The organism is Nostoc sp. KVJ3 (genome assembly GCF_026127265.1).
Lineage (GTDB): Bacteria > Cyanobacteriota > Cyanobacteriia > Cyanobacteriales > Nostocaceae > Nostoc.
The window spans coordinates 665,114-678,917 of record NZ_WWFG01000001.1 but is presented as its reverse complement, the minus strand read 5'-3'; the positions used below and the strand labels follow the sequence as shown (position 1 = coordinate 678,917).

Sequence of the window (13,804 nt, the reverse complement as noted above, 5' to 3'; positions counted from 1 at the left end):
AGCCTTAGTTATCTGTAGAAATTGTAGTATTTGCATTTGCACTTTTAAATATATTGTCAACCTCTTTTCTAACAAGCAAAGAGGTCTGTGTGTGTTCCCATGCTTTTCACTTCTTTAGTTATCTTCAATATAAGGTAATAAAATGCTTGTTTTTGTTATCCCACTTAAAAGTCCGCAAGTTTCCAATTCCTGGGAGCTAGTCACACAATCATTTGAAAGAAGCATCAAATCAATTTGCAATCAAACCTCTAGTGATTTTCACGCTATTGTCGTTTGTCATGAACAGCCAAAAATAGAATTTAATCATCCCCAAATTACGTACATTACAGTTGACTTCCCTCCTCCCAACGAGACAGACTGGGTAGCTAGAGGAGACACAGATAAAGGGCGAAAAATCTTGAAAGGATTAATGTATGCCCATCAATTTTCTCCAACTCACACGATGCCAGTTGATGCAGATGATTGCATCAGTAAAAACTTAGCCGCATTTATTAAGCAACATCCTAATTCTAATGGATGGTTTATCAATAAAGGTTATAAATATAAAGAAGGTAGTAAATATATATATATTAAAAGAAAAGATTTCTACTCAATGTGTGGCACATCCAATATTATTCGCTATGACTTAAATTTTTTACCAGAAAATGCCGAATATGACCGTGGTTATGGATATTATAAATATTATATAGACCACGGTAAACTCAGAGGTGTATTAGAAAACAAAAATAAAATTATTGAACCATTACCATTTCCTGGGGCGGTTTACATCGTAGAAACCGGAGAAAATCTTTTTTACGGTTCAATGAAGTTAAATTTCAATATTTTTGATCGAAAATCCCTAAGTCAATCCATTCAGGATGAATTCGGCTTGTACACCCTATAGCCATTCTAATCGATTTATATGTAAGCTATAGATTGTTTTTTAAGGCTGATAGGCTACAGCCCCACTATGCCGAAATATAAATCAAAAAATAAAAAATCAAAAAAACAGGCTGAAAAACAAACTCCTACTCTTAGCCTCAAAGAACAGTTAGCCCAAAAGCGCAAAGCAGCCCAAGCACGTAAAGAATTCATTAGCTTACTCACCACCGCCGGCTTTGGCAGTGTCTTCGCTGGTATTCTACTTTTCTTCGTAGGTGGAATTAAAGTGGCAGTCCCTGCTGTCTTAGGGATATTCGTTATATCCTTTTCCTACAAATACCCGCGCCAAGCGCTATATGCCTTCATCATTTACGTACCTATTGGGGGTACTGTCACTTACTATTTAGGCAATAGTCCCATACTCCAGTTAGCTAAAGATGCCTTTTATGTTCCAGCGTTAATTGGACTTTGGCAGACTTGTCGTAAACAGGGGCTACCAATAATTATTCCCCAAGGCATTAAAACCCCCCTTTATATTGTTTTGGGTTGTAGTCTGCTAACGCTGTTGTTTGTCAATGGTGGACAGCAGTTTAACCCGCCTAGTGTCGGACTTTTGGAAACAGCAGAGAAAGAAATACCATTAGGTATGGGAATTCTGGGACTGAAAGTATTTTTAGGCTATGTCCCCCTGATTGGTTGTGCATACTATCTAATTCGCGATAAGCGGGATTTTCTGCTTTTATCGCGCCTCCAAATTGTCCTCATACTAATTTGTTGTGTGTTGGGATTTATCCAATACCTGTTACTACTAACTGGTATATGTCACGGCACTAGAGGTCTTGAAGGAAATGCCCTATTTGTCACATCACTAGAAGCCCGGTGTTATTTTGGTGGAGCGCTCTTATATAGTCCCGAAGAAGGAGTGATTCGTCTACCAGGTACATTTGTAGCCCCTTGGCAATGGGCGTGGTTCTTAATTTCCAGCACCTTTTTTACTTTTGCTACTGGCTTCACCGACCCTTCTATAATTTGGCGGCTAGTCGGTTTAGGTTCTTTAGTGACAGTCTTTATCAATGCTGTAATTTCTGGACAGAGAATCGCCTTAGCCTTAGTACCAACCTGCTTCGCGATTTTGCTATTGCTCACTGGTCAAATTGGCAACCTGAAACGATTTATTCCTATAGGCATAGGACTTGCCCTAGTTTTGGGAATAGCAATGGTGACTAACCCTGATGTTGTGCAACAGAGAACCGAGAGTTTTACAGGTCGATGGGAGGCTTCACCACCTCAAGATTTTATCGTCCAGCAATTTGCAGAGAATTGGAAAAACGTAGACGGCCCCTTGGGAAGTGGCTTAGGTCGAGCAACTAACTCTGCCCGAGTAATGGGTAGCACTAAGCTTGTAGAAACCTATTACCCCAAAGTACTTTTTGAAGTTGGAATTTTTGGAGTACTTGCCTTTCTGGGTTTGGTAACAAGTTTAACCATTATTGGCTTTAAAACCTATCGCTCCATAAAAAACCGTAATTTCCGCAGTTACGGAGCAGCTTTGTGGGTGTTTATATTGTTTATTAGCTACAACACCTACTACTATCCTTTGGATGTCGATCCAGTTGCTGTCTATTATTGGTTTTTTGCGGGAGTTCTTTTTAAATTGCCAGAACTGGAGAAACAAGAACAAGAAGAGGCCAACCCTCAGCAAAAAAACAAGAAAAAACGTCTCAAAACAATTTAAATAAAATAAAAATGGCAAACATTATCGTATGCGGTCATAGCCACATCAGAACTCCTAACTTACCACGTCATTCTAGGCATAGACTAATCCACCTCAAGTCTTTTCCTACAGGCAGATATCCTATAGAAAAACTTTGGTATCCTTTAGCAAGCTTTCTGCCTTGGCAACCTTTATGGGAAAAATACCAAGCTATTCATTCTTTCAACAGAATTTTATATACAAATAAACCTTGGTTTATCACATTTGAAGATCATCGTTTTTTATATAGGAACCCTCAAAATAAACAAGAGGCAGTAATTTATGAATTATTAAACAATCGGTTAGCGCTAGATAACTGCCAAAAAATTATAGCCATGTCAGATTATGCAAAATTGAGATTTATTAACCGGATAAAAGGCTGGAAAATAGAAGAAAAATTAATTAATAAATTGGATGTAATTCATCCCAACTATATTGCCAGAGTTGAGCAACCAAAAGCTTATCAGCCAGACCAAAATTTACAGCTTGTTTTTGTAGGACAGCACATTGCTAGAAAAGGTGGAATTGTTGCTTTAAGGCTAGCAAAGAAAGCTGAAAAACTCGGTTTACCTCTGACTATCCATATCATATCGGGGCTGGGACGTGGTTCAGGAGTACCTACAGATTTTCCCGATAGCGACAAATATCTGGAAGATTTAAAGTTACTGAATTTAAATAATGTTGTTTTTCACAATTATATCCCTAATGAGCAAGTTATGCAGTTACTATCGCAAAGCCATTTTCAATTAATGGCGACGCTACAGGATACCTATGGCTTTAGCATCATTGAAGGATTTACAGTTGCCACGCCAGCAATTACGACTAACGTATGTGCCTTGCCAGAGTTTATTCGTCATGGGGAAAATGGCTATATGTTAGAATTACCAATTAACGAAATTAGGCACTGGAGTAATTGGCTGTACGGAGAGAAAACTAAAACCGATGAATATTGGGAAATTGTCAATAGTACATACGACTATTTAGCAGAGCAAGCATTGCAACAAATTATCCAATTTCTTGATAGAACTGATAAACAAGAACATTATGAATTTTTAAGTGCAGGAGCATTAGCCCAAGTACAAAATATGCATAACTCTGAAAAACAAAATGAGTTATTTGATAATCTCTATGCCGCAGCAGTGTAAACAATTGACTGAGTGTGAATTCTGACTTTTAACGTTATGATTGGCTTGAATTTTGTAGGGTGCGTTATGGACTTTAGTCCTAACGCACCGAAAATCTGGGATGGTGCGTTAGCCTACGGCATAACACATCCTACCAAACTAGAAAATTAATTTTTACAAGGCTATTATAGAAGTAGTAAAATTACTTAAAAAAATCATGAATAATTGGCCATTAGTTACTGTAGTCATTCCGACTTACGGACGGGAGGAAGCGCTACGAGATAGCATTGTGGATGTATTAAAACAGGACTATCCCAATTTTGAAGTTTTAGTTGTAGACCAAACTCCAAAGCATCAACCAGAAATTCAAGCCTACTTAGAGGAGATGGCAGAGGTGGGTAAAATTAAATGGTTGCGATTAGATTGGGCGAGTTTGCCAGGGGCGCGGAATTATGCTGTTCGCCGCTCATCTGGTGAAATAATATTATTTATTGATGATGACGTTCAGCTAACCTCTGGATTGTTAGCAGCCCATGCGAAAAATTATTTGCAAAATCCAGAAGTGGGGGCTGTTGCTGGACGGGTATTTGACAGAATGAAATTAGGTGATTCTGGAGGAGATTTAGAGATTGAATATCTGCCTCCCGAAGCTATGGACCCAGGAATTGCTTGGTATCATATTGATTTAGTACATACCACCAAACCCCAGCAAGTGTTGACAACAAGGGGTTGCAATATGTCATTTCGTCGCGAAATCTTTACTAAGTATGGGCTGAGGTTTGATGAGAGGTTTCGCGGTAGTGCAGTGCGCGAAGAGTCAGATTTTTGTTTGCGCGTGCGAAAGACGGGATATAAGATTTGGTACGATCCAGAAGCCCATTTGGTGCATTTAGGCGAAGAAACAGGGGGTTGTCATGATATTAGTATGCGATCGCTAAAATATCAACTCACCTTTTACCACAACCATTTCCTACTAGGGCTGAAAAACCTGACTGTGACTCAAGCTTTACGCTTATACGGTCGTTTATTTGACTGTCATGTTCTGGGACATCCGCCTTGTAACAAAAGCGGTTCCCCAGTCAAAATTGCCACTCGCGCTATTTTTTATGCTTTGGGTTTTTTCAAAGCCTTGGGTACTGTCATCCAATCACTATGGAATGATGGTCAAATTTACAGTCGATTGGATGAACAAGTTTAGTTATTGGGAATTAGTGAATAACAATTAATAAATATCAATGAAAATCCTAGTTGCTAGTCACACTTATATTGTAGACCTCAACTGTGAAAAATTACGCGCTTTATCTCAACTAGAATCAGGAGTTGAAGTAACAGTTGTAGTCCCAAAGCGCTGGAAACCAGGTGGTGTACAAAACAAAATTATTGAAACTGAATACCGTGATGAAGGGAAATTTAGAATAGTTCCAGTTTCTAATTTTAGTCAAAATCATCAGGGACTCCTTACATTTGGTGCTGATTTGATATCTTTATTAAAACAATTTCGTCCCCAAATTATTCAAGTAGAACAAGGTTCTAGGGGGCTAGCTTATACTCAGATGATTGCCTTAAATCAGCTATTAGGACTCAATGCAAAAAATGTATTTTTTACCTGGTGGAATCTACCATATAATCTAAAATTACCAGTCGCCTTATTAGAAAAATATAACCTCGAACGCAGCCACGGCATCATTTCCGGGAATCAAGATGGAGCAGAAATTTTGCAACAGAGGGGATATAAAGGAGCAATTAAAGTCATGCCGCAATTGGGTGTAGATGAAAGTTTATTTACTCCCAAAAAGCAACCAGAATTATCAGCTAAATTTGGCATTAATCAAGAGGACTTTGTAGTAGGTTTTGTTGGTAGATTTGTACAAGAAAAGGGCTTGTTAACGCTTTTGCGAGCTTTAATTACATTGAAAAATAAACCTTGGAAATTACTGCTGCTGGGAAGAGGAGAGTTACAAACTGAATTAATCAAAATCGCAGCAGAAAACAACATTCAAGAACGGTTGATTTTGATAGAAAGTGTTCCCCATAACGAAGTTGCAAATTATATTAATTTAATGAGTACTTTGGTACTGCCTTCAGAAACAACTTACAAGTTTAAAACCTTAACTTCTGCTGGCTGGAAAGAACAATTTGGTCATGTGTTAATTGAAGCGATGGCTTGCCAAGTACCAGTGATTGGTTCTGACTCTGGTGAAATTCCCTATGTAATTGGCGATGCTGGTTTAGTATTTCCTGAAGGTGATGCTCAAGCTCTTGCTAATTGCTTAGTTCAATTAATGGATAAACCAGATTTTGCTCATACTCTGGGTGAAATGGGTTATCAGAAAGCAATGGTTAAATATACAAATAAAGCTTTGGCTAAACAGCAATTAGAGTTTTATCAAGAATTGGTTAATAGTCATTGATAGGATGTTTTAAAAGCCCTGGCGACTAGAAGTCGCGGCTACACAGACAAAACCCACCTCCGTGGGTTAAAATCCCTTGATTAATGACAAAAAAATGAAAATATTACAAATTGTCCCCTCAATTTCTCTAATTTACGGCGGGCCTAGTCAAATGGTACTAGGATTAGTTCCAGCATTGGTAAAAGAGGGAGCCGAAGTTACGATTATCACAACTGATAGTAATGGTGATAATGGTCAAACACCTCTAGATGTTCCTTTAAATAGACCAATTAAACAGGATGGCTATGAAATAATTTACTTTCGTTGTGCGCCGTTTCGTCGCTACAAATTTTCTTTAGATTTATTAAACTGGTTAAAACTTCATGCTCACGAGTTTGACATAGCACATATTCATGCTCTATTCTCCCCAATAATTAGCGCTGCTGCTATTGTGTGTCGTCAGCAAAAGCTACCTTATATTTTCCGTCCTTTGGGTACTCTCGATCCGGCTGATTTACGCAAGAAGAAGCAATTAAAACAGCTTTATGTTGCACTTATAGAACGTCAAAATTTAGCTGGTGCGGCAGCAATTCATTTTACCAGCGACCAAGAAGCTAAAATATCAGAACGATTTGGAGTGTCTACACCAGATTTGGTGATTCCTTTGGGTGTGATTCCCCGTCAATCTCCTCTTAAAAATGTATATAGTCAGTTAGAAATACCAAAGGATGTGCCAATGGTGCTGTTTATGTCACGAATTGACCCGAAAAAAGGGTTAAATTTGTTGATTCCGGCGCTAGAAAAGCTGTTAACCCTTGGTTATAAGTTTCATTTTGTCTTAGCTGGGACAAATCCTCAAGATCCAGATTACGAACAAAAGATAATATCCCAAATTCAAAATTCACCATTGCGATCGCACACTACAATTACAGGCTTTGTCACTGGTGAACTCAAAGTTAGTCTACTACAAGCTGCTGATTTATTTGTCTTGCCTTCCTACTACGAAAATTTTGGGATTGCTGTAGCTGAGGCGATGGTAGCAGGTGTACCTGTAGTCATTTCTGACCAAGTGCATATTTGTCAACAAATACGTGATAGTCAGTCGGGTTGGGTGGGTACTACAGATGTGCAAGCACTGGTAGAGTTACTGCAAGAAGCTTTGCAAAATCCCGCAGAACGCCAACGACGGGGATTAAACGCCCAAAAATATGCCTTAGAAAATTTTAGCTGGGATGCGATCGCTAGGCAAACAATCCAAGCCTACGAAAAAATTCTGGCAAACAAACTGTGAGTGTCATAGAAATAAAAGAAAAGTGGGTGGTGTTGATATGGAGATTGATTTAGGGGCGGAACGGTTACTTGCAGCAGAGCGCTTCTCACCACTCGTCCCTTATGTGAGAGTGTTGACAACTTAAAATTTTGTTTCAAACCGCTAAAGCCCGATTGGGAAATGGGGGTTTTATGTCATGATGGCATACTAGAATATATATGCCTTTCTAACTACAGGGAATCTCACATGGCTCTCCGTCTAGGTGACACAGTACCAAACTTTACGCAAGCCTCAACACACGGCGACATCGATTTTTACCAATGGGCAGGTGACAGCTGGGTTGTGCTTTTCTCTCACCCTGCTGATTTTACACCTGTTTGTACAACAGAACTCGGCACAGTTGCCAAGCTAAAACCAGAATTTGACAAGCGCAATGTCAAAGCGATCGCACTCAGCGTTGATAACGTAGAATCTCATCAAGGTTGGGTGGGAGATATTGAAGAAACTCAAAGCACCACCCTTAATTACCCAATATTGGCAGATGCAGATCGTAAGGTTTCTGACCTTTACGACATGATCCACCCCAATGCTAATGCGGCTGTAACAGTGCGATCGGTTTTTGTGATTGATCCCAACAAGAAACTCCGCCTCACTTTCACCTATCCTCCCAGCACGGGACGCAATTTTGACGAACTTTTGCGGGTAATTGATTCTCTGCAATTGACTGATAATTACAGCGTGGCGACACCAGCCGACTGGAAAGATGGAGAGGATGTTGTAATTGTCCCCTCACTGAAAGATCCAGAAGTACTTAAAGAGAAATTCCCCAAAGGCTACCAGGAAGTCAAACCATATCTGCGGCTAACTCCTCAGCCTAACAAGTAAATCTGAAAATAATTTCGGATACAAAAGCAAAGGCTCAAAGAGATAAGTAGTCGGACAAAAATATTTACAGTCATTGCGAAGCGTAATGAAGCAATCCCAACCTTTGCGATTGCTTCATTACGCTATCTCTATGAGACGCACCGCGTAGCAAGATCCCCGTTCGCGTAGCGTGTCGTAGACAAGGAATACGCTTCATTCGCACCGATATTATAGGCTTATATCATGTCTGCTTCAAGATTCAGTAGTTACCTTTTCTGATTGAGTTGCTACTGGTTTGGAGCGTTGTTGTTGGTAAAAGTACACAACCTTTTTCACATAGTCAGCGGTGAAACCTTTGTCACAACCTGTATAGTTACCAGTCATCCACCAACAAGCTACGCCGCGCACAGATGCAATTTCATTATTATTGGTGGCGCGGAACTGATTGGTTAACTCCCGGCGGGTAATGCAAGAGACAACTTGACGAGCGATCGCAGGACTGTTTTCAAACTGCGTCGGTGTTAATTCTCGTTTGAGACAAGTTCTTGTCCAGCCTTTGAGGGTTTCTGGCTTCACTTGCCATTCACTGTAATATCCATCGTTGGGATTTTTTGTCTGCGGTGCAGCCTGTCGCAATGCTTCTACCATCGCCGCAACTTGGGTATCAGAAACAGACTGCTGTGCTTGAGCTAATAATGGCAATAGTCCAAAGCTGAGAATAACTCCGTTGAGTAGTAATTTTATGGGGGTTTTGATCATTACTTTGGAATTATTTTAGATATCATGAGGTATCATATTATATTTTTACAGTACTAACTAACAAACATGAGAGTAGTTTTATTTTTAGTATGCGAATAGCTAAACGTGATGATTGGAAAACACAACCGATGCCTTCTGCGTCCACAAAGATCGCACTAGAAAAATTTTACTCACAGGAAGAATTTGACAGAATTGCTGCTGGACTAATTCCAGAGCAGATGGAAGATAAGTGGTTCATTTTCTATGAGGCTCCTTGGTTATACTTGCATCGTAGTTGGACTGGTTTTTGCATTTTCAAAGTACGTTTTGAGGTAGTTGGAGAAAGCGTAAAGATCGCTGAAGTAGAGGTAAATCGAGATCGATCGCAACAGCTTAACACCGATCACGAGCGCGATGCCTCTATGTTAGGGATATTGCTGGATTCACGAGCTAAACGTAATGTGCGAAATGAAATGCTGCGCTATATCAAAGGTAAATCGGAAGAATCATAGTAGCACGCAGCATCACAAGGAATGGCTGAGTTCATACTCTCAGCCATTGACTAAATTTTCTATGGTATCGGCATCATTTGGTAATGCTGCTGTTAAAACTTCGCTACCTTCTGGAGTAACTAAAACATCATCTTCGATGCGGATTCCGCGTACATCGCTAAAGTCAGATAAACGCTGCCAATTTACTACATTCTGATATTTTGAGCGAACATTCGCATCATTTAAAATTGCTGGCACTTGATAAAAACCAGGTTCAATTGTGACTAACATTCCTGGACGGAGAGGACGATTTAAACGCAGGTAGCCTAAGCCAAAGCGATCGCTCCTTTGCCGCCCCTCTTCATACCCAGCTATATCCCCCAAATCTTCCATATCATGGACATCTAAACCCAGTAGATGACCAATACCATGAGGGAAAAACAGCGCGTGGGCATCTATTTCTACTAAATGTTGGGGATTTCCTTGTAAAATACCTAACTCTACTAAACCTTCAGCGATAACTGTAGCAGCTAGTAGATGAATATCTTCATACTCTACACCAGGCTTTATTTTGGCAATACAAGCATCATGAGCCGCCAGCACTACATTATAAATATCTCTCTGGGTAGATGAAAACTTACCGGAAACTGGCCAAGTGCGAGTCACATCCCCTGCCCAACCCATATCAGTTTCAGCGCCAACATCAGCAAGCAGTAAGTCACCTGGTTGTAGAGGCTGGTGATAATGTTCGTTATGCAAAACTTCGCCGTGAACAGTGACAATACTGTTGTAAGAAGTTGTCATGTTATGGGCAATAATTACCCCTTCCATCGCTGCGCGAACTTCTGCTTCTAGCTTGGCGTGAGGTGTTACTGCCATCCCAGCTTTGTGTGCCTCTACAGTGACAGCCGCAGCTTTTCGCAACTCGGTTAATGCAACTTCATCGTGGGTAAGGCGGATAGAAGCGATCGCCTTAGCTAACTCCAAGTCAATTCCTTGGGGAGGACTTTGGGGTAAAACCCATCTATTTAATAGTTGCGATTGTTGCGTCCAAGTCGCTGCATCTTGTACAGCAAGTGTGACGGCATCTTCTAGCCAAGACTCTAATTCTGCCATTGGTCGAGCTACATCTGCCCCAATCTTCTGGGCTATTTCATTGCGTGTTGGCATTTCTCCATGCCAAAGGGCGCTGCTGGGTGACGGATCGTCCATAAATAGCTCTAGCTTACCCGCTTCTAAACGAATTGCCGCATTTGATAATGGCAGTCCGGCAAAATAGAGGAAATGACTGTTAGCACGAAACGGAAAAGGATTTGCCAGAAAGTTGCGGGGAATATTGCTACCTGACCAGAGAATTACGGGAAAATCAATGAGGTTGGCTAGTTGTTGCCGTCGGAGGCGTAAACTATCGACGAGGGAAGGAGAAGTTTGTTGGATAAACATACATAGAAACTCAAGGTTATAGTTTTGCTTTTATTTAGTCGTTATCGTCTTTCTCATCATCTTTTTTATCATTCTTGCGATCGCCATCTTTGTCATCACGATCTTTTTCCTTCTGCTTTACCTGGTTAGGCTGTTGGGTAGGTTGTATGACTGGTTTTGGTTGCTCAGTTGGAGCAGATGGTTGCGGTACCTCAACAACACAACTAACTAATCCTCCAGAAATTAGCGCTAAGTTTACAGTAGCAAAGATGCTTCTGAAGATTTTTATCCTCATGTTTCCGTTATTGACCCTAGTTTTTGGAGATTGTATTCCTAATTTATCAGGTACTGTATGTGGTGGTTCTCAATAAAGCAGCCTTAAAAATAATCGTAATTACAGGCATAAATCTTTAACTCATTCCTGATAGGTATATTGCTGTCTAATTTTCAAGGTGACTCTAATGGGACAGACCATTACTCAGGTTGATGCTTTTACCAATAGACCTTTTGCAGGAAATCCCGCTGCTGTCTGTGTTTTGTCTATTCCCCAAGATGCTCGCTGGATGCAGAATGTGGCGCAGGAGATGAATTTATCTGAGACAGCTTTTCTAGTTAGACAAGATGATGGCTTCAATCTGCGGTGGTTTACGCCAACGGTGGAAGTGCCACTTTGTGGTCACGCAACCTTAGCTAGTGCCCATATACTTTGGTCAGAAGGGCATTTGTCACCTGATGAAGTTGCACGTTTTTATACCAAAAGCGGAGTACTGATTGCTAAGTTGCAAGGTGAGTGGATTGAGTTAGATTTTCCTGTGAATCACTCACAAGAAACAGTCGCCCCGCGAGAACTCAAACAAGCTTTAGGTATACCTTACAAATCTGTTTTTTTAAATTCTTTTGGCTATTTAGTGGAATTGGAATCTGAAGATTTGGTACGACAGATACAACCCAATTTCCAAATATTGAAAACGTTACCTATTTCTGAGATTATTGTCACCAGCCTTACCGACTCTGATTCTGAATATGATTTTGTCTCTCGTTTATTTGCACCGGGTTTAGGAATTGATGAAGATCCTGTAACTGGGGCGACTCATTGCTGTCTTGCTCCCTTCTGGCGCGATCGCTTACACAAAGATGAGTTATTGGCTTATCAAGCATCCCGGCGCGGTGGAGTCATAAAAGTCAGCTATACCGGAGGCGATCGCGTATTTCTCGCCGGACAAGCGGTAACTGTTATGCGAGGTGAGTTAATTAATGCTTGAAGAAGAATTCAGAAGTCACGTAATATAACCGGGAGTTTGGAAGCCCTGTGGCTTTAGCCCAGGGAGGAAAAACGACACGAAAAGCTAGAGAACTTTAGCTTAAAACGAAAGAAGCCCCACGTCTCACCCTTTACTCAGGGGAGCGTGGGAGGAATCACTAATCGGGCACTGCAACCTATTCCCTACTTTTGAGCAGAAGCAACGGGAGTAGGCGCACCAAGAATCTTGGCAAATCTTTCTAAATAGAAGCTTGTAGGATTTTCCACAGCCCGAATTGACTCGCGCGAGCGCAGAGTGTTCCACCATTTCTGCAAGCGAGGGGTTTCTGTTGGTAAGGTGAAATTGCGGAAGTGTTCTAGAAGAGGCAAGCGTTCAAACCAAGGATAGAAGCTGATATCAACTAAACTCAGCTGCTCTCCTAACCAGTAAGGGCCATTACCAGAAAGCTTACCTAATCCTTCTTGCTCAATGTACAATAGCGATTCCAAAAACTCTCTTTGTCCTTGTCCCTGTTCTTGAGCATCTTTACCACGCAGGAATTTGTTAAAGGCGGGTACAAAGCGAGTGTTGGCATAATCGATCCAAATCCGAGCGATCGCTTTAGCACCTGGATCGTGGGGTAATAAAGCTGGTTCTGGAAAGACTTCTTCGAGATATTCGTTGATGATGGCAGACTCATAAATTTCAATATCCCCATGTTTAATCGCAGGGACTTTGCCGTAGCGCGAAATCTGTGTGTAGCCATCTGGTTTGTTTTGTAAGTCAATTTCAGTACTGCTAAAGTCAATTCCTTTTTCTAGTAAAACCACACGGGTTCTTTGGGAGAAGGTGGAGGCTTTGGCAAAGTAAAGTTGTATGCTGCTCATAAAATACTTTCCTTGTAAATGCGTAGATACACAGTATGACTAAATACTAGCTATTTGAAACTCAAGATTGCGATGGCGTATCCCATACTCAATAATATACTACTGTTTCTCAGTCGAGTTAGCGTATATATATTGAGAATATTTCATTGGAAGTCGCAGGACATTGGTAACTCTTCCCCATACCCCATTCCCTTGTGGGTGGAGTATTCCATAGTCTTTACAAAAATACAAGTTCTAATGATTGAAGACAACTTAGCAAAAGTGACTAAAGCCAAGTATCGATATTCTTGATAACCACTGCTAAAGTTGATACAGCACACAACTATGATGTTGTCAGGAACCTCAGCCTAAAGGCATGAGGCTTGAAAGAGAAATCCTTCTTGCCGTTCTGACCAGACCACCCTGAGCGTAGTCGTTCGCGTAGCATGAGTGCAAAATTTAAATCTGTAGAAGCTGCAATCAAAATTAGGTCAGTAAATCAGGATTTTCAAATCAATATTATGGAGCCAATTCAGCCACAACAGCGTCGTGTCGCCGATCAAGTGTTTCAAGAATCTCTCCATCAGTTGGAGGATATCTTACAAGAAATTTCAACCGAGGAAGAAGAAATCCCACAACTCTCCCAACTACATACTAATAGTCTCAGTGAAGTAGAACTCGATCAAGACTTGATAAATATTGATTTAGCGGCTCTTGAGGATGCAGTTGCCGATATTGAACAATATCTCGAAGAAAAGACAAAAACCCAAGAAAAGTCATGAGT

14 protein-coding genes are annotated in these 13,804 nt (G+C 40.6%); 10 read left to right on the top strand and 4 right to left on the bottom strand.

Annotated elements, in window-relative coordinates; translation table 11 throughout:
• Nucleotides 1-142: 142 nt before the first annotated feature.
• From GTQ43_RS02880 to GTQ43_RS02850, 7 genes are all read left to right on the top strand, one after another.
• Nucleotides 143-883: a glycosyltransferase family 2 protein gene (locus GTQ43_RS02880; protein ID WP_265270528.1), complete on the top strand. Its 741-nt coding sequence runs from the start codon at nucleotides 143-145 to the stop codon at nucleotides 881-883.
• A 66-nt stretch (nucleotides 884-949) separates the two neighbouring features.
• Nucleotides 950-2,596, top strand: a complete 1,647-nt coding sequence (gene hpsL / locus GTQ43_RS02875) for a hormogonium polysaccharide biosynthesis protein HpsL (protein ID WP_265270526.1) — start codon at nucleotides 950-952, stop codon at nucleotides 2,594-2,596.
• An 11-nt stretch (nucleotides 2,597-2,607) separates the two neighbouring features.
• A complete protein-coding gene (locus tag GTQ43_RS02870) occupies nucleotides 2,608-3,759 on the top strand; it encodes a glycosyltransferase family 4 protein (RefSeq protein ID WP_265270524.1) in 1,152 nt (383 codons plus the stop codon).
• Nucleotides 3,760-3,955: 196 nt separating this feature from the next.
• The gene (gene hpsN / locus GTQ43_RS02865) at nucleotides 3,956-4,936 is read left to right on the top strand and encodes a hormogonium polysaccharide biosynthesis glycosyltransferase HpsN (protein ID WP_265270522.1); all 981 of its coding nucleotides are present in this window, start codon (nucleotides 3,956-3,958) and stop codon (nucleotides 4,934-4,936) included.
• A 37-nt stretch (nucleotides 4,937-4,973) separates the two neighbouring features.
• A complete protein-coding gene (gene hpsO / locus GTQ43_RS02860; RefSeq protein WP_265270520.1) occupies nucleotides 4,974-6,149 on the top strand; it encodes a hormogonium polysaccharide biosynthesis glycosyltransferase HpsO in 1,176 nt (391 codons plus the stop codon).
• A gap of 94 nt (nucleotides 6,150-6,243) precedes the next feature.
• Entirely contained in the window at nucleotides 6,244-7,419 is a 1,176-nt protein-coding gene (gene hpsP, locus GTQ43_RS02855; protein ID WP_265270519.1) for a hormogonium polysaccharide biosynthesis glycosyltransferase HpsP, read from the top strand.
• A 225-nt stretch (nucleotides 7,420-7,644) separates the two neighbouring features.
• Entirely contained in the window at nucleotides 7,645-8,283 is a 639-nt protein-coding gene (locus GTQ43_RS02850; protein WP_265270517.1) for a peroxiredoxin, read from the top strand.
• 231 nt (nucleotides 8,284-8,514) lie between these two features.
• Here the strand turns inward: GTQ43_RS02850 and GTQ43_RS02845 are convergent, their stop codons facing one another.
• The gene (locus tag GTQ43_RS02845; protein WP_265270515.1) at nucleotides 8,515-9,021 is read right to left on the bottom strand and encodes a hypothetical protein; all 507 of its coding nucleotides are present in this window, start codon (nucleotides 9,019-9,021) and stop codon (nucleotides 8,515-8,517) included.
• 89 nt (nucleotides 9,022-9,110) lie between these two features.
• On the opposite strand from GTQ43_RS02845, the gene GTQ43_RS02840 reads away from it, so the two are divergent.
• On the top strand, nucleotides 9,111-9,512 hold the full coding sequence (locus GTQ43_RS02840; RefSeq protein WP_265270513.1) for a hypothetical protein: 402 nt from the start codon (nucleotides 9,111-9,113) through the stop codon (nucleotides 9,510-9,512).
• A gap of 39 nt (nucleotides 9,513-9,551) precedes the next feature.
• Here the strand turns inward: GTQ43_RS02840 and GTQ43_RS02835 are convergent, their stop codons facing one another.
• Entirely contained in the window at nucleotides 9,552-10,934 is a 1,383-nt protein-coding gene (locus GTQ43_RS02835; protein WP_265270511.1) for an aminopeptidase P family protein, read from the bottom strand.
• Between the two features lie 34 nt (nucleotides 10,935-10,968).
• Nucleotides 10,969-11,208, bottom strand: a complete 240-nt coding sequence (locus GTQ43_RS02830) for a hypothetical protein (RefSeq protein ID WP_265270509.1) — start codon at nucleotides 11,206-11,208, stop codon at nucleotides 10,969-10,971.
• Nucleotides 11,209-11,374: 166 nt separating this feature from the next.
• Here GTQ43_RS02830 and GTQ43_RS02825 point away from each other — a divergent pair, with 166 nt between their 5' ends.
• On the top strand, nucleotides 11,375-12,175 hold the full coding sequence (locus GTQ43_RS02825) for a PhzF family phenazine biosynthesis protein (RefSeq protein ID WP_265270507.1): 801 nt from the start codon (nucleotides 11,375-11,377) through the stop codon (nucleotides 12,173-12,175).
• 182 nt (nucleotides 12,176-12,357) lie between these two features.
• Here GTQ43_RS02825 and GTQ43_RS02820 read toward each other — a convergent pair whose 3' ends face one another.
• Nucleotides 12,358-13,041, bottom strand: coding sequence for a glutathione S-transferase family protein (locus tag GTQ43_RS02820; protein WP_265270505.1), 684 nt, complete (start codon nucleotides 13,039-13,041; stop codon nucleotides 12,358-12,360).
• A gap of 425 nt (nucleotides 13,042-13,466) precedes the next feature.
• On the opposite strand from GTQ43_RS02820, the gene GTQ43_RS02815 reads away from it, so the two are divergent.
• Entirely contained in the window at nucleotides 13,467-13,802 is a 336-nt protein-coding gene (locus GTQ43_RS02815) for a hypothetical protein (protein WP_321162373.1), read from the top strand.
• The last annotated feature ends 2 nt before the right edge of the window (nucleotides 13,803-13,804 follow it).